Genomic DNA, 22,388 nt, shown 5'->3' on the forward strand with positions numbered 1-22,388 from the left:
GGATCACCGGGATGTCGATCAGCATCAGCACCGCAAAACCGACGGCATCGGCGAGCAGCGCGGTGACGCCGGCAATGAACAGGCGGCGGAAGGTATAGCGCGCGGCGATCAGCCTATGAGTGCCGCGGGCGATGTCCTGCATGATGCCGTTCATCTTCTGCGCCGCGTGGGACACGCCGATGGCAAAGATCAGGAACGGCACCAGCACCGAATACGGGTCGATGGCATAGCCCAGCCAGGCAACGATGCCCAGTTGCCAGACCACCGCGATCAGCGAACAGCCGACCACCAGCAAAGTGCTGCGCACACAGCGGGTGTAGCAATAGATGATCACCAGCGAGGTGACCACGGCCAGGCCGAAGAACATCATCACCTGAATCAGCCCGTCGATCAGGTCGCCCATCAGCTTGGCAAAACCGATCACCCGGACCTTGTACTGGCCCTTGCCCTCCTCCCCGGCCTTGCGAGCCGCGCTGTCGCCGGCGAACTCGATCTTGTCGCGCAACTGCTCTTCGAGCATCTGCGAAAAGGCGTGATAGTCGATGCGCTGACCGCTGGCCGTGGCCTTGTCCAGCAGCGGCACGATCAACATGGTGGACTTGAAGTCGCTGGCCACCAGGCTGCCAACGATACCGGCACGGGAAATGTTCTGGCGCAGCTGGTCTATTTCTTCAGGCTTGCCCCGGTAGGCATCCGGCATCACCGGGCCACCCTGGAAACCTTCCTCGGTGACTTCGGTCCAGCGCACGCCTGGACTCCACAGCGACTTCATCCAGGCGCGGTCGACGCCTTCGGTGAGGAACAATTTATCGTTGACCTGCTTGAGCACGTCCAGATAGCCGGGGTCGAAAATATCGCCCTGGGTGTTTTCGACCACCACCCGCACCGAGTTGCCCAGGCCGCGCAGCGACTGGCGGTTTTCAAGGAAATTCTTGATGTACGGCTGGCTCTGCGGAATCATTTTCTCGAAGCTGGGGCGCAGCTCCAGACGCGTCACCGCCATGTAGCCCAGCACCAGGGTGACCAGTGTCATGAGCACCATGAACAGCGGACGGTAGTTGAACACCAGCCGCTCCAGCCGATTGCCGGAGCACCGGTCGAAGTCTCGCAGATCGCGGATGACCGGCATGGTGTCTTGTTTGATATTGCCCATGTCTGGGTTCTCGCTTTAAGGGTTCGAGGGCTTATTCAACGGACAGCGTCCGTACACCACGGCTGCCCACCACCACCAGCGCACCGTTGGCGGCGCGCACGACGCCCGTCACCGGGACCGGCTCGACTTGCCGCGCCCAGTGCATTTGCGCACCGACGCCCTGGCTCGCCAGCCTCTGCCCACCCTGGGTGAACAAGCGGTAGTTACCTTGGGCATCGACCATGGCGGCGGTGATGCTGATGCGCAGGCCGGTGTCCAGCGGGGTCCAGCTGAGTCCGCCATCGGTGCTGCGCAGCACATTGCCGCGCAAGCCGTAGACGAGCGCTTCCCCAGGCTTGCCGACCACCCCGAAAAAACTGCCCTGATAGGGTGTTTGCAATGCGGCGAAGCGTTGCTGCGCGTCATCCCACTTCAGCAGCAAGCCCTGCTCGCCGGCGATGTACAGCGCATCGCCGGTGGAGGCGATGGCATTGAGGTGAAAGCCCTGCGGGTTGTCGGTGCGGTCCTGGAACGGCGTCCAGTTCTGGCCGCCGTCCTCGGTGCGCAGGATCAGGTTGAACACCCCGACCACATAACCCAGCTGGTCGTTGGCGAACCAGACATCGAGCAAGGGTTTGTCGGCCCCCTGCGCCACCAGGCGCTCGCCTTCGGCGACCAGCAGCGGCCATTGTTCGTTGCCGGGTTCTGCACTGGCCAACGCCTGGTAATGCTTGACCAGCAAGGCCCCGATCTGGCGGCCGTCCAGTTGCTTGTGCCAGGTCGCACCCGCGTCGTTGCTGTGCAGGATCACGCCGTCGCCGCCCACCGCCCAACCTTGGGTGGCAGACGGAAAACTCACGGCATTGAGGTCGGAACTGACCGGCACGGCGGCCTGCTGCCAGTGATTGCCGGCGTCATCGGAATACAGAATGTGGCCACGCTGTCCGACGGCAACCAGTCGGTCGCCGGCCCGGGCCATGCCCGATAACGGGCTGTTGCCGGCCAAGGCGCTGACCTTGGCCGGCAGATCCAGCACGTCGACGTAACCGGACGCCTGGCTGAGACCCTGCGACAGGCAGAGCACAACGCCAAAGGCCAGCTGCAACATATTATTTTTATACGAACACATACTGCGTCCTCTTCGGGAAACCGCGCCGCACCTCGCGCAGTGCAGCTCATGCCGTTGTAGGAGCGAGCTTGCTCGCGATAGACGTGAACGATTACGCGTGCTGTCTGGATGCCCGCGCCGCCCTCTGATTCATCGCGAGCAGGCTCGCTCCTACAATGCGGTTTGCTTAACGAATCCCGCTACCTGCCAGGGACTCAGCCGACCATTGCGTCTTGGAAAGCGGATCGATGTACTTGATGCCGCCGTAAGGCCCGACCACGCCGTTGATGTTGTAGGACCCCACCACCATGTCGTAGATCATGAAAGGCGTGGAGTCCGGGATCTGCTTGTCGTAGCTCTGGCTGAGGAAGGCGAAGGAGCCACGGTACAGCTTGCCGCTCGAGTCATACTGGTCGGAGGCCAGAGCGGTCCAGCTGTCTTCGTCGAGGAAGAAGCGGCGCTTCTGATAGATGTGGCGGGCGCCGGACTTGAGGGTGCCCTCCACGACCCAGACGCGGTGTTTTTCCCAACGCACGTACTCGGGCGCCAGGTGATTGGCGGTGGTCAGCGCCTTGGGGTCCTGGGCGTAGGTCAGCTTGTAGGTGTTGTAGGGCACGATCATTTCCTGCTTGCCCACCAGCTTCCAGTCGTAGCGATCCAGTGCACCGTTGAACACGAACACATCGTCGTAGGTGCCCGCGCCGGCGGTGCCCGGGTTAGGCGTGTCGTAGGCCAGGTTCGGGGCCAGCTTGACCCGCCGCTGACCTGGCAGGTACTGCCAGGCACGACGGGGTTGCTGCAGCGGGTTGGCCGCGTCCTTGAGCATCACCGCTTCGCCGCCCGGCGCGCAGGGCCGGTGTAGGACAACTTCATCTGGTAGTACACGTCGGCGCTGCTGATCGGCTGCGCCAGGTTTTCGTAGATCGGATAGGAAATGAACGCCTGCCCGGTGGTTGCCAGGCTCGGTACGCCGGCGGAGTCGACGTTCCAGGAGTCGTACTTGGAGTTGATGCTGACGCCCTGATAACGCAACAGGAAGTTCCACATCGCTTCGTTGCCCGACTGCGGGATCGGGAACGGCACGCCGGGCAGTACGTTATCGATAGCCAACCCGCCCTCAAGGGACTTGGCGCCAGTGGCATTTTTCAGACCATTATCCAGCACGGCTTTTGGCAACGAGACGGTGCGGTGGGTCGGGTAGACATTGACGTGGAAACTGGGGTAACGCTTGGCCAGTTCCACGGTGGTCGCCGTGAGCGCGCCCTTGTACTGATCGACGTTCTTGCCGTCGATCACCAGCAGCGGTTTTTCATCGGCAAAGGGATCGGGGCGCATGCTGTCACCGTTTTTGAAGCTGGCCGGCGGCGTGGTCAGGCCACCGGCATACGCGGGAATCGAACCATCGGCATTCCCGGCTTTTTCAGCCCCGACCAGGGTCAGGCTGGTGCCCAGCCTGGCGGCTTCCTGAGTCGATACAGCGGCGTGCGCCTGGGCGGCAATGACCATCGCCAGAGAAGCGGCCAACACGGTTTGTGCGAATTTCATCTTGTTATTCTCCTGCTTGCATTGAGCAAATCAGTGGTGACTCAAAAAGTGGTTTTCATCGTCAGGTAAACGGCGCCACGGTCCTCAGTCGTGGCCCCTCCACCGGAGAAGGCTGAGTAGCCACCGGCGTAACAGGCGTAGTTTTCATTGCCGCTAAAGGCATTGGGTGTCGAGCCGTCGCCGCTGCCGGCACTGGCCGCGCCGGTGCTCAGGCCGCTGGCGTCGCACTTGTCGGTCTTGCCGAAAGCGTCCACGTACTTCAGGTCGACGAAGTATTTGTTGTACACAACGGCCCCGAGGCCGATGGCATAGTTACCGGTGTCTTTGGCACCGCCACCGGACACCGGCGACACGCCGTCGAGGCCGACGTTGATCGACATCGGGGCGCTGAGATCGACTCCCGGGAATACCTGGTACCAGGTCGGTGTGAAGTTGACCGCGATGCCCCAGTTGTCCCGGGTCGCTGCGTCGATGCCGCGGTAGCTGTCCTTGCCCTTGTAGAGCGCTTCGTTCTTGCTATCGAGCTTGAGCAGGTTGCTGTAGTACAACTCGGCGAGCAGGCTGGCCGAATCGAACACCGGGGTTTTCGGGAAGGTCATCAGGCCGTTGAGCGTCCAGTGCAAGGTGTCGCCGGTGGCGGCCATGCTGTCGCCCTTTTGCGGGGTGTCATACACCACGCCGGTAGCCGCCGTCCGCGCCGGCAACAGGCCAAGACCCGCGCCCAGACCCAGCGGACTGTTGGTGCTGACGATCGCCGGGATACTGGCCAGCGGCATGTTGTGACGAACGTTCAGGTCCGAACCGACGCTCACCCCGCCAACGTCCTTGGACAGGCTCAGGCCAACGATCTTGATGTTGTCGGCATAGGCCATCTGATAGGTGGCGGTGCTCAACGAGTTGAGCGTATTCACTACCGCAGGCACTTGCCCTGCCGGCGGCGTGCCATTGGGGTTGGCCGAACTCAGGCCCCTGGCATCCAGCCAGGCTTGCGGGAGGATTTCCGAAGTCTCGCGGTAGTAAACGCCGAGGGTGCCATCCAGCCAGGCCGGCGACCACTTGGCCATGATCCCCCAGTCGCCGCGCTTGTCCGGCGTCAGGTCATGACCGCGACGCACATTGGTCAGCCCGTTGCAGGGCGCCAGGCCGCAGCCCAGGGGGCTGCCCGGCACCACGCCATTGGTGTTGCCCAGCAGGAACGACTGCGCACCGAAGCCGACCAGATCGGAACCGCCATAGTAGGTACCGGCTTCAGGCAGGCGGGCGGCATCCCAATCGAGGAAATACTGAGCGCCCACGGTCAACTCGGGGTTGACCGTGAACGACATCGACAATTGGTTGCGCGGAACGAACAGTTCCTTGGCCTCGGTACCGGGCGAGGCGGCCAGTTTGGCCAGGTCCAGGCCGGACTGGCCGTAACTGATCGAGTGCACCGGGCTGAGAATGGTCTCGCCCCAGAACACGTTGTGCTGGCCGGCCTTGACGTTCAGCAGCGACTCCTCGCCCACTTCGGTGCTGTAGAACACGAAGGCATCGAGGATTTCGCCGGAGGGACCGGTGTAGTAACGCCGCGCATAGTTGCTCAGGTGCGGGCTGCCGTTGCCGACGTTGTCGCCGCTGACCGCGGCAAGGCGCGGATCATTGGCGACCAGGCCCGACGTCCCGCCATTGCCGTTGACGAACGGGTTGGAATTGGAACCGGTGTTCTCGTAGGCCTTGTCGTACCAACTGGCCGCGCTGACGCGAAAACCCACGTGGTCCTGATAGACCACATCCATCTCGGTCAACAGGTCGACACGGTTGGTGATGTTGGTCCCGGCCTTGCGGAAGTTGTAGTCGCCGTCGTTGTTGTTCGGCGTGCCCAGCATCCGCTTGTCGGCGCTTTCGGTGCGTACGCCGTAGTTGTACTTCACGGTGTTATCCAGACGCACGGCCCAGTCCGGGTTCCCTGTGTCGAGCTCGACCGCCTGCGCGACCGGCACGGCAGCGGCCAGAATGGCCGAGGCCAACAGGGTGTAACGCGAGGGTACGAACCCGTGGCGCTTAGTGTTATGCATTGCGTTGTCTCCGCCTTTTTTTATTTGTTTTCAGCGCAGCCGCCCTCTCGATGACTCGACTGGCGTTATTCGCCAGGGGCTTTTTGTAGGACCGACATTAGAGAGAGCTCGCCCGAGGCGCTTTTCATTGGACGTCAGGCACTTTTCTTTTCATGACAAATTTCCAGGCGCTGGCATGCAGCGGGCAGGGGGCGAACGTCCCCGCCGCTGCTGCGAAGCTCACCGTAATCACTGGGTAAGCGTCGATTGCTGCAGGACAAGCGTGGTGATTGGGGACAGAATCGGACGAGCGCCCGGGACAACGTCACAACTGTTCAATTGCCGATGTGCTGGATATAGTCGCCACGCTAATTCGAATCGCAACCGGCCAGGAAAGACCTTCGCATGCCCAAGCTCGTTCGCGCCGCCGTCTTGACCAACTACCTGGAGGTCACCCAGTACCTGGGGTTCAACCCGCGCGATGTACTCGCCGGCGTCGGCTTGAGCAAAGCCAAGCTGCTGGCGCCCGAACACCGCATCCCCATCGATGCCGCCGTACGTCTGCTGGAGGATTCGGCCGCCGCCAGCGGCTGCCAGAGCTTCGGCCTGAGCATGGCCGAGTCGCGCCAGCTCTCGCACTTCGGGGTGGTCAGCCTGCTGCTCAGCCACCAGCGAACGCTGCGTGACGCGCTGCAAGTGTTGGTGCATTACCGTCACCTGATGAACGACTCGCTGGCCCTGTTCATTGAAGAGGCCGGCAAGATGGTGATCATTCGCGAAGAGGTGGTCGCCGACTCGCCCATGTCCTGCCGACAAGCCAATGAACTGGCGATCGGGGTGATGTTCCGCCTGTGCGCGGCCCTGCTCGGCACACACTGGCAACCCTACAGCGTCAACTTCACGCACCAGCCGCCCGACAACCTGCAGCTGCATCGCCGTCTGTTCGGCTGCAAACTGGAGTTCGGCAGCGAGTTCAATGGCATTGTCTGTCCCAACACCAGCCTCGACATGACCAACCCCCATGCCGATCCGGCCATGGCGCGTTACGCCCAGAGTTACCTCGACTCGCTGCTGGGTCACGAAGGCCCTTCGATGCTGTTCGAGGTGCGCAAGGCCATCTACCTGTTGTTGCCGATGGGACGCGCCACCATCGAGCAGATTGCCCAGACCCAGGGCATGAACGTGCGCACGCTGCAGCGCCGTCTCAAAGACGACGGGTGTGCCTTCAATGACTTGATCAATGACGTGCGCCGCGACCTGGTGCTGCGCTACCTGGACAACCCGAACTACTCGTTGGGCGGATCGCCGACATGCTCGGCTACTCCATGGCGAGCTCCTTCACGCGCTGGTTCATCGCCCAGTTCGGCATGCCGCCGGCGGCCTGGCGCAGCGCGCAAAAACAACCCAAGTCACCCGGCGAGCCAAGCCCCCTGCCCCGCCCTGAGCAACTTTCGGAGGACTGAAAGAGGCTGCAAAAAAAAAGCGGCGACCGCTGGTACAGTCGCCGCAAAAACCGGTGTGGATCCCACAGGTTTCATGCCTGGTAGATATTTATCCCCCCCAGCGCAGCAACAACAGCACCAGCACCACGAGAAACACCGTCTCCCCCAACATCAACAGGATGGGCTTGATGCCCACCGCCGCCAGCTCCTTGAGTTGGGTTTTCATGCCCAGGGCGCTGATGGACACCACCAGGCACCAGCGCGACAGCTCATTGACCGAGCCCTGCACCACCGGGGCTATCCAGCCGGTGCTGTTGATACAGGCCAATATCAGAAACCCTACGGCGAACCATGGCAACAGCGGCGGTCGTTTGCCGGCCGGGTCGGCTCCCTGCATCCGGGTAATCATCGCGGCGCAGACGATCACCGGCAGCAGCATGGCCACCCGCATCAGCTTGACCACCGTGGCCGTATCGCCGGTCTCGGTCGACATGCTGTAGCCGGCACCGACCACCTGGGCGACATCGTGGATGGTCGCCCCGAGGAACACGCCCGCCATTTGCGGTGACAACGACAGCCAATTGGCAATCATCGGGTACACAATCATCGCCAGGGTCGACAGCGCCGACACTCCGATCACCGTGAACAACGTCGCCCGTTCTTTCTGCGGATGGTTGGGCAAGGCCGCCGCCAGCGCCAGCGCGGCCGAGGCACCACAAATCGCGGTGGCCCCGCCGGTGAGCATGCCGAACAAACGCTGAAAGCCCAGGGCCTTGGCGGCGATCACCGACACGCCGATGGTCACCACCACCAGGATCACCACCAGCGCCACAGGCTTCCAGCCCAGCGCAACCATCTGCTCGAGGGTGATGCGCATGCCCAGCAGCGCCACGCCGATGCGCAACACGGTGCGTGCGGTGAACTCGATGCCGGCCTTGCAGGCTCCGTCGCCGGCCAGGAAGTTCAGCGCCATGCCCAGCAACAACGCGAACAGCATCACCGGCGCGCCGTAATGCTCGGACAGAAAGGACGCGGCGGCGGCCACGATCAGGCTGACGATAAACCCTGGCGCCAATTCGCGCGTTCGGCTGTGGATACGGGTAAGAGCGAGGGTACTCATGGTGCGGGCACCTCTGACACGGATTTGCCCACAGGATCGGCGACCCGCTCACCCTTGAGCCGGGCAATGTCCCGAAGGTAATGACACTTGGCATAAAAGAACACGGCCCCTGCCGCGAGGCTGACCAGGGGCACCAGCTGAAAAGCCGCCTGCAAGCCGATAAGGTCGGACACCCTGCCGGTGATGAACGGCCCGGGCGCCAGCCCCAGCATGTTGTTGGCCAGGGTCAGCGTGGCGAACGCCGTGCCGTGGACCGAGTAATGGGTCAGGTTGGCAACCATCGCGCCACACGGCCCGGTGGTGCCCGCGGCAATCAACATGCCCAGGCAGATCAGCGCCAGTTGCGCAGGGCCTGGCGGCAGGGCGAACGCCGCCGACAACAGCAGGCAACTGCCCAGGCAATAGGCGATGGCCAAGGAGACTTTGCGCTCCGGCGCATGGCGACTCAGTCGATCGCTGAGCATGCCGCACAGGATCATCCCCGCACCGCTGCACAGCACGATGATCGCCGCGACGCCGCCCGCCTTGTCCGTGGGCATGGCGTAATACCGATTGAGGTAACTGGGCATCCACACAACCACAGTGCCGCCGACGAACAGTTGCAAGCCACTGCCGATGTAGGCGGCGATCACCGAGCGGCTGGCAAACAGCGTACGCAACGGCCGCTTGACCGCAGCAACCGCCTTGTTCGCCGCCTGGGCGGCGCGTTGCGGGGCAATGCGTGCTTCCTTGACGATAATCGGGTACAGCACGGCCAGCAGCAGGCCGAACAGCGCCATGCCGGCAAACGACCAGCGCCAGCCCAGCTTGGCGGCGATTGCCCCGCCCAGCGCCATGCCCAATACCGAACCGAACATGCCGCCCGCCATGAAGGCACTGGCCAGCGTGGCACGCAGGTGTTTGGGAAACACCGAAATCACTACCGCGATGCCGACGCTGCCATACGCCGCTCGCCGACGCCGACCATGAAGCGGGCAATGAACATCTGCTGATAGTCCTGCGCCACGGCGCAGCCCAGCGTCGCCAGACTCCAGAGCAAGGCCATCAGCGCCAGGCTCTTGACCCGGCCGAAGCGGTCGGCCAGCAGCGACAGCGGGAATGTCAGCAGGCCGACCATCAACGCGACAATGCCACTGAGCAGGCCGAGCTGGCCGTCGCTCAGGGCCCATTCGCCCTTGAGCATCGGGAACACCGCGTTCAGCACCTGGCGCGACATGTAATCGGAAATCAACAGCCCGAACGTCAGTGCGAAGACGATCCAGGCATACGGGCGCGCAACACCGACAGCGCAGTCGTCATCGTCTGCGGCGATTGGGTGAAAGGCCATGCAGCCTCCTCAAAGCTTTGTTTTATTGTTGTTATCAAGCGTGTAGCAGGGCAGCGAGCGGGAGACCATCGGCCGCCCGCATCGCCTGCCGATCAGCCGCGTTGCGGCACGCCTTTCTGCCCAGCCTTGCGGTTGGGGGCCATGCCGTTGGCCAGCAGCGTTTCCTCGATGCTCTGGTACTGCACGCCGATGCGGTAGATCTCACGGGCTTCTTTGCCGGTGGCGATCTCGCGACCCAGCTCATGCGCGATGCGCACGGTTTGCTTGATCTGTGCAACCGAACCGAAACGATCGCCCTTGTGATCAATGATAGTGTCTTCATTGCCCACGCGCGGGTGCATGCCCATGGCCATCGACATGGTGTTGAACGGCATGACGTTCTTGAGCAGCGACTCGGAAGTCAGGGTGCAACCGTCTGGCGCGCGGTGGATGAAGTTGAAGAAGTTGAACGGGTTGGGGCCATCGAAACCGCCACCGATACCGATCCAGGTCAGGTTCAACGGGCCCTTGTAGACGCCCCGGCGCACCAGGCGCTCGAGGGTTTCCATGGCGTGCATGCCCGTCAGCTGGAAGTGCGGCTGGATGCCGTTGGCCATCAGGCGCTTGAGGTGCTCGGCGACCCAGGCCGGGCCTGCCGGTACGGTCATCTCGCTGTACGCCGCCTGATACAGGGGGTTGGCCAGGGACGTGCCTTCCAGGTACTCCGGATACAGCAATTCCATGATGTTCATCTGGGTGGTGTTGATGGCCACCGTGACCTGATCCGGTTTGGGCGTCAGCTCGGCCAGCATGTGGCGCGTATCGTCCGACAGCCACAGGGCGGCTTCGCCATCGCTTTCCGGCGCGAAGGAAATCGAACCGCCGACCTGGATGATCATGTCCGGCACGGCTTCACGCACACCGGCGATCAACTCGTTGAATTTCGACAGGCGCTTGGAACCCTTGCCGTCCAGTTCGCGCACATGCAAGTGCAAGACTGTGGCGCCGGCCTCATAACATTCGACCGCTTTTTGCACCTGCTCGTCCATGGTCAGCGGGATGTCTTCGGGGAAGTCTTCGGGCATCCATTCCGGGCCGTACGGGGCCACGGTGATAACCACTTTTTCCATGTTTTCCGGGTACAGGGAATCGTCGAAGAATTGCATGGTTTACTCCTGTTCTTATGATTGTCGCGTCCACCCGGCATCGTGCCGGGCAAACGTGTTTACGAGTGCGAATGCAGAGGGGTCGATCAGTAAGTCTTGTCGCCGATGATCCCGGCACGCTCCATCTTGCGATGGCACGGCGGGTAATCCATGACGGCGTAGTGCTGGGTGCTGCGGTTGTCCCAGATGGCGATGCTGTTGGGCTTCCAGCGCCAGCGCACCTGATACTCGGGGATGTAGGCCTGGCTGATCAGGTAGCGCAACAGCTCGCTCGCGCCCGGGTTGGCGTCCTGACCGAAGCGCACCCGTGCGGGGGTGTGGTAGTTGCTCATGTGCGTGGTGAAGGCATTGACGAACAGCACCTTCTCCCCGGTTTCCGGATGGGTGCGCACCACCGGGTGCTCGGCATCCGGGTACATCGCCTTGAGCGCCAGGCGCTTTTCGATCGGCATGGCGGCGCCAAAGCTGGCTTCGATGCTGTGGCGGGCGCGCAGGTCGGCGATCTTCACCTTCACGTCTTCCGGCAAGCGCGCGTAGGCCTCGACCATGTTGACCCACATGGTGTCGCCGCCCACCGGCGGGCACTCCACGCAGCGCAACACGCAGCCCATCGGCGGCGCCTCGCGCCAGGTCGCGTCGGTGTGCCAGGCGTTTTCGTAGCGGTCCAGCGGCTGATCCGGGGTCTTGTAGATGCGCACCAGCCCGGGATGCTCCGGATCGCTGCCGACCACCGGGTGATCTTCCAACTCGCCGAAGCGGCGGGCGAAGGCCAGGTGCTCGGCGCGACTGATGTCCTGATCGCGCAGGAACACCACCCGATGCTGGAGCAACTGGGCACGAATCTCGGCAAAAAGACCGTCGTCATGCACCGCATCGGCGAGGTTGACGCCGATCAGTTCGGCGCCAATGCTGCAGGTCAATTGTTCGACTTTCATGGCTGGCGACTCCTTAAATGACGAAAATCGACGAGCCCGTGGTCTTGCGTGATTCCAGGTCGCGGTGCGCCTGGACGGCATCCTGCAAGGCATAGTGCTGGTTGATCTCGATCTTGATCCGACCGCTGCCGACGTGGTCGAACAATTCGCCGGCCAAGGCGGTTTTTTCTGCAGGATCGGCGATGTAGTCGGCCAGCGCCGGGCGGGTCATGTACAGCGAGCCTTTCATCGCCAACAGCGCCGGGTTGAAATCCGGAATCGGGCCGGAGGCGGTACCGACGCAGACCATCAGGCCACGCCGCTTGAGCGAGTCCAGCGAGCCCATGAAGGTGTTCTTGCCGACGCTGTCGAACACCACGTTGACCCCTACCCCGTCCGTCAACTCGCGCACACGCTGGGCGACATCTTCGTGGCTGTAATTGATCACATGGTCGCAGCCATGGGCCAGGGCAATCTCAGCCTTGACCTCGGTGGACACGGTGCCGATCACGTTCAGGCCAAGCAGCCTGGCCCACTGCGAAACGATCAGGCCGACGCCGCCGGCAGCCGCGTGCAGCAGAATGCTGTCGCCGGGCTTGAAGTCGTAGATGCGCCGCATCAGGTACGCCGAAGTCAGACCGCGCATGGTCATGGCGGCGGCCGTCTCGAAACTGATGGTTTCCGGCAGCTTGATCAGCGGCGCGGCCGCGATCAGGCGTTCGGTACTGTAGGCCCCCAGGGTGTTGAGAAAACCGGTGTAGGTGACACGATCGCCCACCTGTACGTTGGTCACCCCTGCGCCGATGGCCTGCACCACACCGGACGCTTCAACCCCCATGCCGTTCGGCATCGGGATCGGGTAGGTGCCATTGCGAAAATAGGTGTCGGCATAGTTCAGGCCGACCGCCACATGACGAAGACGGACCTGGCCTGGACCGGGTTCGCCGACGTCGACCTCTTCATAGCGTAGGACGTCGGGACCACCGGTTTCGTAGAAGCGTACGGCGTTGGCCATTTTTTCTTGTTCTCCAGTCTGTGCAGCGTCGATTTGCGCTGATTGGACTGTAGGACTCAGCCTGGCGAGCCGCTTTACATCAGGCGACAATGGCTTTTCATTTCATGACAGTCGACCGCCGGCAGCAAGGCCTGCGGTGGATGACTTATTCGGTGCCTCTCGATACCCTGCGCACCTCGGTACCTGAAGGTGTTCCAGGTCAAGCCACCCTTTTTCCAGGCGAGCATGTGATGAAATCCCCTGCAGGTTTGCTGCTGTCGGCTATCGAGCTGGACCGTGCCAGCGCCATCCCCCTGTACCGCCAACTCTATTTGCAGATCCGCAAACAGATTCTCAGCGGAAAAATGCAAGGGGGCGTGCGCCTGCCGTCGACGCGAACCCTGAGCAAGGAACTGGCGCTGTCACGGATCACCATTCTCAATGCCTTCGATCAGCTGATCGCCGAAGGTTTCCTGGCCTCGCGCACCGGAGCGGGCACCTATGTCGGCAATGAGTGGGAGCATCGAGGGCTTGCCGACGACGAGCAGCAGCGCCAGCCCCCGCGCCTGTCCGACCTGAGCCAGTCCATGCTGTCGCTGCGAAGCAGTCACTTTCGCGGGGTTTCCTATACCGGTTGGGATCCGGCGGCCCCCACCTCCTTCCTGCCCAGCCACAGTTCCTACGACGCGTTCCCGCTGGCTGTGTGGCGGCGCTTGATGAACCGCCACCTGCTCAAGCCGACCAAGGCCCTGCTCGGCTACGGCGAACTGCAAGGGCTGCAGGCCTTGCGCGCGGCGATTGCCGAGTACGTCTTCGATGCCCGTGGCATCGACTGCACTGCCGAACAGGTGGTGATCGTGTCAGGGGCCCAGCAAGCCTTCAACCTGTTGGGCATGCTGTTGCTCAATCCGCAGGACAGCGTGTGGATGGAAGACCCGGGGCATATCGCGGCGAGAATTGCCCTGCAAGCCCAGGGTGCCAACGTGGTGCCGTTGCGTATCGATGAACAGGGAATCGACGTCCAGCAGGGCCTGGCCGAGTGCCCGGACGCGCGCCTGGTGTTTACCACACCGTCTCGCCAGCATCCCCTGGGCGTCACCTTGAGTTATGCGCGGCGCCAGGCGCTCATCGACTGGGCTGCGCAGCAGCAGAGCTGGATCGTCGAGGACGATTGCGACAGTGAGTTTCGCTACAGCGGCCGCCTCCTCCCCGCGCTCTACGCCATGGACCGGATGGCGCGAGTGATCTACGTCGGCAGCCTTCAGCAAAGTCCTCTTCCCTTCGCTGAGGCTGGGCTATGTGATCCTGCCGCAAGCCCTGGTCGAACCCTTCTGCACCTTGCGCGCGGTGATGGATCGCAGCCCGCCCACCCTGCTGCAGGCGACCACGGCGGACTTCATGCGCGAAGGCCACTTCCTCGGCCATATTCGCCGCATGCGCGCGCTGTACCAGGCGCGCCAGCAAGCACTGGTCGAGCAGCTCCGGCAACAACTGGGTGGCTTCTTCACCCTCACCCCGGTGGAAGCCGGCATGCACCTGATCGCCTGGCTGCCACCCACCCTCGATGACGACGCCATCGCCAGGGAACTGGCTCGGCACAACATCCACACCTATGCCCTGAGCGACTACTGCCTCGAGCATGTCCTGCCACCGGCCCTGCTCATCGGCTTCGCCGGCACGCCTGAAGGCCAGGCGCAGGAGCGCGTCGCGGCGCTGGCCCGGGCCTTGGGCAAGATGGGCTATCTGCAGCAGGCCACCTGAAGGCAAGTGGTCATAAGATTTAACTGATAGTGGATCTATCGAGAGTTCCTGACTGGCGCGATAAAGGCTGCGCCGGTAGACCCGGCGTCTGAACCAGGAACGACTCGAATGAACAATAAGATCCAAGCGCGATTCAATGCCTTGCTCAGCCACAAGGCTGCCGGGGCCGGAACACCTCCCCTGCTGACTGAAGCACTGGCCCGCCAACTGCTCGACCGCCTTGGGCAACTGCGCCTGTTTGCCCATGCCTATCCCTTGCTGACCAACCTCACCCATGGCCGTGTCACGCCCGCCGACCTGCTGGACTTCGCCTATCGCCACGAGTTGCAGGGTCTGAGCCTGCATTTACTGGACGGCGAGGAAAACAGCCTGAGCCGGATGACACCCGCACAGCTGCACGCGTTTGCCGCCAAGGCCAAGGCGCTCGGCCTGGCGGTGCACCTGGAAATCAGCAGCACGCTGAAAAAAGATGTCGATCAGGTGATCGCCATCGCCAAGGCCCTGGGCACCCGCAACATCCGCGTCTACTCACGCTACGAAGGCACGCTGTCCCGGGTCATGGACCTGATCGAGTCGGACCTGCATTACCTCGCGCAGCAGGCCGATGAGCACGACCTGTTCTTCGACTTCGAGCAGCATGAGGAACTCAAGAGCGGCGAGATCGCGCAACTGCTGACCCGGCTAGACCACCCGCGGCTGCATGCCTTGTTCGATTTCGGCAACATGATCAATGCCTGCGAACAGCCCCTGCAGGCGCTGCGGACCCTGGCGCCGCACATCCGCCAGACCCACCTCAAGGGTGTGCGCGTCGTCCCCGAGCACAACGGCTTCGGCCATTACGGCGTGCTGCAGGGCAGCGACGAAGACGATCTGCCCAACGCACGCATGCTGTTCGAACTGTTGATGCTCGGCGACTCAACCCCGCAAGTGATCGCGTTCATTCTCGAGCAGGAAAACCACTACGTCGCCCCGGCATTCCGCCAGACCCTCGAGGCGGCCGACCCCTTCATTGCGTACCGGGAAATGAGTGAAACCGCCCTGCCGGCCGGCTATTCGCTGGAGCGAATGCTGGCCGATGAACACCGCTGGGCGAACAACCAGGTGGCCTATGTGCGCGGCCTGCTGGCCGAGTTCCGAACCCTGGCCGAGTTGACCCTGGCCACCCGCGAAAACGCCTGAACCTGACGTGGAGAACAATAATGACAACTCGTGACAAGGCCAAATGGCTCAGATTCCTGATTCTCATCCTCGGTGGTGGCACCATCTACAAGCTGGCGAACCTCAAGGACGCCTTCTACATCCCCATGCAAGAATTCATGGGCTTGAGCCACACTGAGATCGGCCTGCTATTGAGCGCCAACGCCATCATCGCCACTGCGCTGTTTGTCCTCGGCGGGGTTCTGGCGGACCGCTACGACACGCGCAAACTGATCCCCATCGGCCTGATCGGCACCGGTGGCCTGGGCCTGTATCTGGCGACCTTTCCGCCGTTCAGCAATCTATTGATCGTGTTCAGCCTGCTGGCCGTCTGCGCCGACTGCATCTTCTGGCCCTCGCTGCTCAAAGCCATCCGCAACCTGGGTGACGATCAGGAACAGGGGCGGTTGTTCGGGCTGCTGGAAGGTGGGCGCGGCGTCATCGACACCCTGGTGGCTTTTTCGGCGCTGGGCGTGTTCGTGGCCATGGGCTCCGGCGAGACCGGGCTGAAATCGGCCATCCTCTTCTACTCGGTCATCGATATTCTGGCAGGCACCCTGACCTGGTTCCTGCTCAAGGGCGGCACCACGCAGTCGATCGCCAAGCCGAAAAACGGTATGGCGAATCTGCTCGAAGCCATCAAGGTGCCGGGTATCTGGCTGGTCAGCCTCAACGTGTTCATGGTCTACATCGTCTACTGTGGCCTGACCTATTTCATTCCCTACCTCAAGGAAATGTACGGGCTGCCCGTGGCACTGGTGGGCGCCTACGGCATCATCAACCAGTACTTCCTGAAGATCCTGGGCGGGCCGCCGGCGGCTTCATTGCCGACAAGCAGTTCAAGAGCACCAGTCGCTATTTGAAGTGGGCATTCCTGGCCTTGCTGCCGCTGATGGGCGTGATCCTGCTGATCCCGAAAAACCCGGGTTTCATCTATGCGGGCATGGCCGCCACGCTGTCCTTCGCGCTGATTGTGTTTTCCATGCGCGGCGTGTTCTGGGCGCCCATGGGTGAAGTCGGCATCCCGCAACACATCACCGGTTCCGCCTTCGGTATCGGCTGCCTGATCGGCTACGCGCCAGGCATGTTCGCCTACGTCATCTACGGCGCCATCCTCGACCATTTCCCGGGGCAGCAAGGCTACAACTACGTTTTCAGCCTGATGAGCCTGTTGGCCATTGTCGGATTCATGGTGTCCAGCCTGCTGTACAGGAGCGTGCGCAATAAATCCATGGCTACTGGCGAGGTGAGTGCAGCGCAAAGCTGAGCAGGCCCGGCGCAAGGCTGAGTCGTGGGATATTGAATCTCGTTGTTCACATCGCTTCTTCAGGACGGGCCCGGGTGGGGAAATGTGCAACCGGCTCGGCGTCCGTCCCGAGTCCGGGTTGCTCGACACGAATGAAACAGGTCAACACCGCGCCCACCAGGTACAACGAGGCATAGACCCACACCACCCCTTGCACCCCCAGCCAGGAAATCGTCAGGGTCGCGATGGCCGGCCCCATGAAATTCGACAGCCCGGCGGCCAGGTTGTGGGCAGAAATGGCCGCGCCCTTGCGCTCGGGGGAAATAGCCAGAAAGACCGCGCCCATGGGCACGAACGCCGAGACGCAAATGCCCAGTGCCACCGCGGCGACGATCGCCAGTTCGAAGTGGGCGCCATACATCAGGGGCACGTAATAGAACGCCAGGGTCGCCAGCGCACCGCCGACACAACCGAACCAGCGCATCTGCCGCAGCCAGCCGATCCGGTCACCGACCCATCCCCAGATCACATTGGTGAAAATGGTGACGATGAACATCACTCCCCACAGGTGCAACCATTGCTCCATGGTGAAACCGATCTCGGCCGACGTCAGGTACAGCGGCATGATGACCGGGAAACCGAACAGCGTCAGGTTGCAGATAATGCGCACGATGGCCGTGATCAGAATGCTGCGTTGGTCGAACAGGATCGTGACCCCTCGGCTCAACTCGCGCAAACGCTCGGCGAGGCGTGCAGGCGTATCCTCGCGCGCCGCGCCTCGGTCCTTGACCATGAACACAATCAACAGCGCCGCCAGCGCGACCCAGAATGTCGCCATCCACAGCGTGCCGATAAAACCGATCCGCGAGATGCTCAGACTTGGCAGATACGTACCGAGAAAACCGATACCAATGGAATACATCGTCCAGTACCAACCCATCGCCGAGGCAAGGCGAGCACCGGGCGTGACCTGCGCAATCCAGACCAGGAACGCGTAGATGAACAAGGGGTAGGCAAGCCCGCGGATGCCGTAGAAAAGCACCATCAAAGGGTAGTTCTGCGCGCTCAGGCCGAACGTCAGAAACAACCCATGAAAGACCAGCCAGGCCACGACGCCGACCAACATGATCCGCCGCGGGCCGAAGGTCTCGGCCAACACCCCGGAACTCCAGCTGGACAAGGCTGCGAGCAGGCCATACACGGTGAATAGCAAGGAAGCCTGGGTGGGCGTGAAACCGAGGTCGACGATGTACCGCGACAGGAACGCCAGCTCGATGCCGTCCCCTGTCATGAACAGAGCAATGGCGACGTAACCCCATATCAGACAGACAGGCATGCCCAGCAACAACCCTCGAGACGATTCGCGAGTGACCATGGTTTTTCCTTTTTTTGTATTTGTAGGTAAAGCCGCAGCCGACATGTGCGTAACAGGATCGACGAGCGCCGAGGGAAGAATCCCATCGAAGGAGGGTTGTGGCTAACGCGTGAGGTGATGCGGACTGATACTTTTTTTCAGGAGGGTGCAAGCGCGCCAGTCATACCCTGTAGGAGCCGCCCCGCGAAGCGAGGCTGCGATTTTTTGAACATCCATTGATCCCGCTAGTCAAAATTCACCAACGAGTACGGATCACTGACGCCCAATTGCGCTCATTTCTACCCGCCGTCACTAATTCGAACGACCTTTTCGTTTTCCCATTACCCGGCTCCAGCGCCGAGGGTCCCCACATGAAATTCCAAGTCATAGATCACTCTACCCATGGCACCGCGATGTTCTCGGTCGATACCGAGTGCGGAAAGAACATAGATTCATTCTCGACCATCGAGGAGGCCCAGGACCGCGCAGCCTGGTTGGAAGCCGAATATGAGCGGATCAGCGAGACGCTCTGACCGCGTGCCACCGGGGCTTCATGTCACCCCGGGATCGGCGTAGGCAACGGTTCCCCGGCAAAATGCGCGGCCAGGTTGGCCAAGGTCAGATCGGACATCGCCCGGCGCGTATCCCAGGTGGCACTCGCCATATGCGGCGCGAGCAGGACATTGTCCAGGTCCAGCAAGCCAGCGTGCGGCCGAGGTTCATCCTCGAACACGTCCAGCCCGGCACCCAGCAGACGACCCTCGGCCAATGCCTGTGCCAGCGCCACCTCGTCGACCACACTGCCGCGCCCTACGTTGATCAGGATGCCTGTGCTGCCCAGCGCATCGAGTACAGCGGCATCGATCAGGTGATAAGTCGAGTCCCCACCGCCGACGGCGACCACCAGAAAATCCACCGCAGCGGCCAGTTCGGTCACCGAAGCGTAATACGGATAATCCACCGCCAGCGGGCGCCGACCGTGGTAGCTGATGTGCATGTCGACGCCGCGGCGCGTTGCGCAATCGCCTTGCCGATCCGACCCAGGCCAACGATTCCCAGGCGTTTGCCACTGACCTTGCGGGTGAATGGAAACGGCCCTTGCTGCCACCGCCCTTCACGCACGAAACGGTCGGCCTGGGCAAGGCGACGGGCAGTGCCGAGCATCAACGTGATGGCGAAATCGGCGACGTCTTCGGTGAGCACGTCCGGCGTGTGGGTGACCGCAATGCCACGGGCCCGGGCAGCCTCGACGTCGATACCGTCGTAACCGACACCGAACACCGTGATCTACCTGCAGGTCAGGCAGGCGATCGATCAAACCGGCCCGCACCCGAGACTCGCCATTGGCGACGAGGGCGCGGATGCCCCGGGTCTGGGCGGCATCCAGTTCGTCGCCGCGCTCACTGCCCTCGAGCACCTCATAATCGGCATGCAGCCGCTCGCTGAGCATCGGCGGCAGATGCGCGACTTTAAGCACGGTAAATTTCATCAATGCCCCTCCTGGACAGCAGCAACATGCGTGGCCCTGCGGCTGCGTTCGCCGCCCAGATAGAGGCCCAGCAGGCCTCCGGCCAGCAACGCGACGGCCACCAGCAGCAAGGCATAATCGTAACTATGGGTGGCGTCCTTGATCCAGCCCATCACCGGTGGCAGGCCCAGCCCGGCGATGTTGGCGATGGAGTTGATCAAGGCGATCGACACGGCGGCCGCGGGCCCGGACAGGTATTCGGTGGTGGTCGCCCAGAACACTGGCGTCGCCGCCCAGTTCAGGCCGACCGCCACCACCAGCAGCACATACGCCAGCCACTGGTTGCCGGTAAACACCGCCAGGCCGAGCATGACCCCGGCCAGCAACAGCGGCCCACCCAGATGCCAGCCTCGCTCGCCGGAGCGATCGGAATGTCGGCCGTTGAGGTACATGAACACACAGGCCAGGAAAAACGGCATCGCCGACAGCAGGCTGACGACGAACGAGCCCTGCTTCGATACCGACTGCACGATCAGCGGCAGAAATAGCGTTACGCCAATGGTGCCGAAGGCCTGCAGCAACCAGAACAGGCTGAGCAACCACACCTGGCGGCTGCGAAAGGCGACGTGCCAGGCGTCTTTGTGAGAGATCACCGTGGTCGCCTGTTCCGCCTGCAGGGTGCGGCTGAGCCATGCTTTCTGCGCGCTGTCCAGCCAGTGGGTGGCTGTCGGCGAGTCAGGCATGTAACGCAGGACCACGATGCCCAGCACCACCGCCGGGATGCCTTCGAGCAGGAACAACCAACGCCAGCCGTTGACCCCCAATAGACCGTCCAGATGCAGGAAAGCGCCCGACAACGGCAGGCCGATCACAGACGCCAGTGCCGCGCCAATGTAGAACCATGACATCGCCCTGGCCCGGTCGCTGCGCGGGAACCACTGCGACAGGTAGTAGATGATCCCGGGGGTGAAACCGGCTTCGGCGGCGCCGAGCAGCAGGCGCATGACGTACAGCTGGTTGGCGCTCTGGATCAAGCTCATGCCCGCGGCGATGATGCCCCAGGTGATCATGATCCGCGCAATCCAGCGCCGCGCACCGACCTTGGTCAGGATCAGGCTGCTGGGCACTTCGAACAGGATGTAGGTGAGGAAGAACAACCCGACGCCGATACCGTACATCCGCAGGCTGAGGCCCAGGTCGGCGTTCATGGTCAACGCCGCCACCGAAATGTTCGACTTATCGATGTAAGCCACCATGTACAACAGCATCAGGAACGGAATCAGCTTCAGATTGAGCTTCTTCATGGTGCTGGCGTGCAGACGGCTGTCCAGCGAAGGACCGGTCATGGGCTGAATTCCTTTTATTGTCTTTATTTTCGGTGCCCGATAACCGCCGGGTCCCTTGGGTACGGCAGACCATAAACCAGAGCCGAAATAAGTTCAATATATGAATTACGAACCCAATATATGGGATTAAATCACCACTACACACTCGAGACTCCGCCCCTTTTTCGACTCCGCGCTATCGCGCTTGGGGTCGGGGGGCTTTTTGTGGGAGCGAGACTGACTTGCCGGCGAAGCGGCCTCGAGCCTTGCAGCGCCCATGACGACGCCTTCGCCAGCAAGCCGGCTCCTACCAGGTTCGGCGTTGACCACAATTCATCTGTCCACCGGTGATCGAGTAGGAGCTGCAGAGCGAAGCGAGGCTGCGATCTTTTGATCTTGCGTTGATTTACCTCTGGATGAAGGTGTGCCGATGCCACCGGCTACCTGATCCAACCAAATCCATTACGGCTTCAATCCGTTGCCATGATCGTATCCACCCCCGCCATCGGTATCCAGATCCGCCAATTCTTCATCCACTGGCGCTTCGTCGTCCGCCGGCAACGGCACTTCAGATTCATTGCGCCTGGGGTCATGGCCTGCTTCATTATCCGTACCGCTCGTTACGCCCTTCTGAGATATGTTTCCAGGGGCATTTTCATCAATGTCCATGTTGGCTCTCCGTTCTGATAAGCGCGAGGTATGTGCTTGAACATTAGATACGGCAAGACACTAACAAGCGGCGAACTTTGGACGAACGGCATGTGAACAAAAAAACCGGCACGATGGCCAAAAATAGACTTATCTATTTCATTCAGGGCTGGACCGTTTGTGCTCCCGCCAATAGATCCATCAGCTTTTAGTCCAGAACTCACCTCTGCCTGCATTGGCAAGCAACTAGCGGCACGAGTGCTTACGCATACAGGCTCCTACTTAAGAGGATCAGACATGCATCCATCCTTTGTGCAGCGCATCGATGAGCTAGACGACCTGCTTGTCCACTCCAATGTGGCACCCATCGATTTCTTCCGGCGCAAGCGACTCAAATCGCGCCGCGGCGTGCGCTTTCAGGTGGTGACCATGAGGCTCGGCATCTTCCAGGTCGTCGAGCGATACACCGGCAAGACCTGGGACTTCCGTAGTTACCGAGAGGCCATGGATTTCGCTATCCAGCTCGAGGAAAAGTCCAACCGTCGGATGGCAGGGCCACGGCGTACGGCGAACTAATGCCGCCTGCGCGAGACGAAACTTGCCAGATGAAGATGCGCTGCGCGAAGCCG

At 61.9% G+C, this 22,388-nt stretch carries 13 protein-coding genes and 6 pseudogenes; 6 read left to right on the plus strand and 13 right to left on the minus strand.

What is annotated here, in order from left to right:
- From BZ163_RS14430 to BZ163_RS14445, 4 genes and pseudogenes are all read right to left on the minus strand, one after another.
- A partial coding sequence (locus BZ163_RS14430) for an RND family transporter (protein WP_371916804.1) occupies nucleotides 1-1,153 on the minus strand: 1,153 nt, incomplete at its 3' end.
- A gap of 31 nt (nucleotides 1,154-1,184) precedes the next feature.
- Complete coding sequence (locus tag BZ163_RS14435; RefSeq protein ID WP_128871477.1) at nucleotides 1,185-2,261, minus strand: YCF48-related protein; 1,077 nt, start codon at nucleotides 2,259-2,261, stop codon at nucleotides 1,185-1,187.
- A 166-nt stretch (nucleotides 2,262-2,427) separates the two neighbouring features.
- Nucleotides 2,428-3,785 (minus strand): annotated as a pseudogene (locus tag BZ163_RS14440) (DUF1329 domain-containing protein).
- A gap of 41 nt (nucleotides 3,786-3,826) precedes the next feature.
- Nucleotides 3,827-5,839 (minus strand): DUF1302 domain-containing protein, encoded by a 2,013-nt coding sequence (locus BZ163_RS14445; RefSeq protein ID WP_128871478.1) that lies wholly within the window; start codon nucleotides 5,837-5,839, stop codon nucleotides 3,827-3,829.
- A 384-nt stretch (nucleotides 5,840-6,223) separates the two neighbouring features.
- Between BZ163_RS14445 and BZ163_RS14450 the strand changes: the two are divergent.
- Nucleotides 6,224-7,281 (plus strand): annotated as a pseudogene (locus BZ163_RS14450) (AraC family transcriptional regulator).
- An 88-nt stretch (nucleotides 7,282-7,369) separates the two neighbouring features.
- Here BZ163_RS14450 and BZ163_RS14455 read toward each other — a convergent pair.
- From BZ163_RS14455 to BZ163_RS14475, 5 genes and pseudogenes are all read right to left on the minus strand, one after another.
- Nucleotides 7,370-8,380 carry a YeiH family protein gene (locus BZ163_RS14455; protein ID WP_128871479.1) on the minus strand — a complete coding sequence of 337 codons (1,011 nt, stop codon included), beginning with the start codon at nucleotides 8,378-8,380 and terminating at the stop codon, nucleotides 7,370-7,372.
- Nucleotides 8,377-9,707 (minus strand): annotated as a pseudogene (locus BZ163_RS14460) (MFS transporter). Before BZ163_RS14460 ends, BZ163_RS14455 begins: the two are co-directional and overlap by 4 nt.
- Before the next feature lie 92 nt (nucleotides 9,708-9,799).
- Nucleotides 9,800-10,852, minus strand: a complete 1,053-nt coding sequence (locus BZ163_RS14465) for a 3-keto-5-aminohexanoate cleavage protein (RefSeq protein ID WP_128871480.1) — start codon at nucleotides 10,850-10,852, stop codon at nucleotides 9,800-9,802.
- 86 nt (nucleotides 10,853-10,938) lie between these two features.
- The gene (locus tag BZ163_RS14470) at nucleotides 10,939-11,787 is read right to left on the minus strand and encodes a TauD/TfdA family dioxygenase (protein ID WP_128871481.1); all 849 of its coding nucleotides are present in this window, start codon (nucleotides 11,785-11,787) and stop codon (nucleotides 10,939-10,941) included.
- 13 nt (nucleotides 11,788-11,800) lie between these two features.
- Nucleotides 11,801-12,781: a quinone oxidoreductase gene (locus tag BZ163_RS14475; RefSeq protein ID WP_128871482.1), complete on the minus strand. Its 981-nt coding sequence runs from the start codon at nucleotides 12,779-12,781 to the stop codon at nucleotides 11,801-11,803.
- Nucleotides 12,782-13,011: 230 nt separating this feature from the next.
- Here BZ163_RS14475 and BZ163_RS14480 point away from each other — a divergent pair.
- The 3 genes and pseudogenes from BZ163_RS14480 (at nucleotide 13,012) to BZ163_RS14490 (ending at nucleotide 16,985) form a co-directional block, all read left to right on the plus strand.
- Nucleotides 13,012-14,521 (plus strand): annotated as a pseudogene (locus BZ163_RS14480) (PLP-dependent aminotransferase family protein).
- A 108-nt stretch (nucleotides 14,522-14,629) separates the two neighbouring features.
- Complete coding sequence (locus BZ163_RS14485; protein ID WP_128871483.1) at nucleotides 14,630-15,700, plus strand: sugar phosphate isomerase/epimerase; 1,071 nt, start codon at nucleotides 14,630-14,632, stop codon at nucleotides 15,698-15,700.
- A gap of 20 nt (nucleotides 15,701-15,720) precedes the next feature.
- Nucleotides 15,721-16,985: pseudogene (locus BZ163_RS14490) on the plus strand (nitrate/nitrite transporter).
- Between the two features lie 46 nt (nucleotides 16,986-17,031).
- Here BZ163_RS14490 and BZ163_RS14495 read toward each other — a convergent pair.
- Nucleotides 17,032-18,339, minus strand: coding sequence for an MFS transporter (locus BZ163_RS14495; RefSeq protein ID WP_128871484.1), 1,308 nt, complete (start codon nucleotides 18,337-18,339; stop codon nucleotides 17,032-17,034).
- A gap of 350 nt (nucleotides 18,340-18,689) precedes the next feature.
- On the opposite strand from BZ163_RS14495, the gene BZ163_RS34840 reads away from it, so the two are divergent.
- The gene (locus tag BZ163_RS34840) at nucleotides 18,690-18,851 is read left to right on the plus strand and encodes a hypothetical protein (RefSeq protein ID WP_168187365.1); all 162 of its coding nucleotides are present in this window, start codon (nucleotides 18,690-18,692) and stop codon (nucleotides 18,849-18,851) included.
- Nucleotides 18,852-18,874: 23 nt separating this feature from the next.
- On the opposite strand, the pseudogene BZ163_RS14500 reads toward BZ163_RS34840, so the two are convergent.
- From BZ163_RS14500 to BZ163_RS14510, 3 genes and pseudogenes are all read right to left on the minus strand, one after another.
- Nucleotides 18,875-19,807 (minus strand): annotated as a pseudogene (locus BZ163_RS14500) (2-hydroxyacid dehydrogenase).
- Nucleotides 19,807-21,132 carry an MFS transporter gene (locus BZ163_RS14505; protein WP_128871485.1) on the minus strand — a complete coding sequence of 442 codons (1,326 nt, stop codon included), beginning with the start codon at nucleotides 21,130-21,132 and terminating at the stop codon, nucleotides 19,807-19,809. Before BZ163_RS14505 ends, BZ163_RS14500 begins: the two are co-directional and overlap by 1 nt.
- Before the next feature lie 441 nt (nucleotides 21,133-21,573).
- Nucleotides 21,574-21,780: a hypothetical protein gene (locus BZ163_RS14510; RefSeq protein ID WP_128871486.1), complete on the minus strand. Its 207-nt coding sequence runs from the start codon at nucleotides 21,778-21,780 to the stop codon at nucleotides 21,574-21,576.
- A 276-nt stretch (nucleotides 21,781-22,056) separates the two neighbouring features.
- Between BZ163_RS14510 and BZ163_RS14515 the strand changes: the two genes are divergently transcribed.
- The gene (locus BZ163_RS14515; protein ID WP_128871487.1) at nucleotides 22,057-22,335 is read left to right on the plus strand and encodes a hypothetical protein; all 279 of its coding nucleotides are present in this window, start codon (nucleotides 22,057-22,059) and stop codon (nucleotides 22,333-22,335) included.
- Nucleotides 22,336-22,388 lie beyond the last annotated feature (53 nt).

This window comes from Pseudomonas sp. VI4.1, from assembly GCF_002029345.1.
Lineage (GTDB): Bacteria > Pseudomonadota > Gammaproteobacteria > Pseudomonadales > Pseudomonadaceae > Aquipseudomonas.

What these genes read in the sequence shown, in the direction of transcription:
- BZ163_RS14510 (WP_128871486.1), bottom strand. Translation starts at nt 21,780, where the DNA reads ATGGACATTGATGAAAATGCCCCTGGAAACATATCTCAGAAGGGCGTA.
- BZ163_RS14455 (WP_128871479.1), bottom strand. Translation starts at nt 8,380, where the DNA reads ATGAGTACCCTCGCTCTTACCCGTATCCACAGCCGAACGCGCGAATTG.
- BZ163_RS34840 (WP_168187365.1), top strand. Translation starts at nt 18,690, where the DNA reads ATGAAATTCCAAGTCATAGATCACTCTACCCATGGCACCGCGATGTTC.
- BZ163_RS14465 (WP_128871480.1), bottom strand. Translation starts at nt 10,852, where the DNA reads ATGCAATTCTTCGACGATTCCCTGTACCCGGAAAACATGGAAAAAGTG.
- BZ163_RS14495 (WP_128871484.1), bottom strand. Translation starts at nt 18,339, where the DNA reads ATGGTCACTCGCGAATCGTCTCGAGGGTTGTTGCTGGGCATGCCTGTC.
- BZ163_RS14515 (WP_128871487.1), top strand. Translation starts at nt 22,057, where the DNA reads ATGCATCCATCCTTTGTGCAGCGCATCGATGAGCTAGACGACCTGCTT.
- BZ163_RS14445 (WP_128871478.1), bottom strand. Translation starts at nt 5,839, where the DNA reads ATGCATAACACTAAGCGCCACGGGTTCGTACCCTCGCGTTACACCCTG.
- BZ163_RS14475 (WP_128871482.1), bottom strand. Translation starts at nt 12,781, where the DNA reads ATGGCCAACGCCGTACGCTTCTACGAAACCGGTGGTCCCGACGTCCTA.
- BZ163_RS14505 (WP_128871485.1), bottom strand. Translation starts at nt 21,132, where the DNA reads ATGACCGGTCCTTCGCTGGACAGCCGTCTGCACGCCAGCACCATGAAG.
- BZ163_RS14435 (WP_128871477.1), bottom strand. Translation starts at nt 2,261, where the DNA reads ATGTGTTCGTATAAAAATAATATGTTGCAGCTGGCCTTTGGCGTTGTG.
- BZ163_RS14485 (WP_128871483.1), top strand. Translation starts at nt 14,630, where the DNA reads ATGAACAATAAGATCCAAGCGCGATTCAATGCCTTGCTCAGCCACAAG.
- BZ163_RS14470 (WP_128871481.1), bottom strand. Translation starts at nt 11,787, where the DNA reads ATGAAAGTCGAACAATTGACCTGCAGCATTGGCGCCGAACTGATCGGC.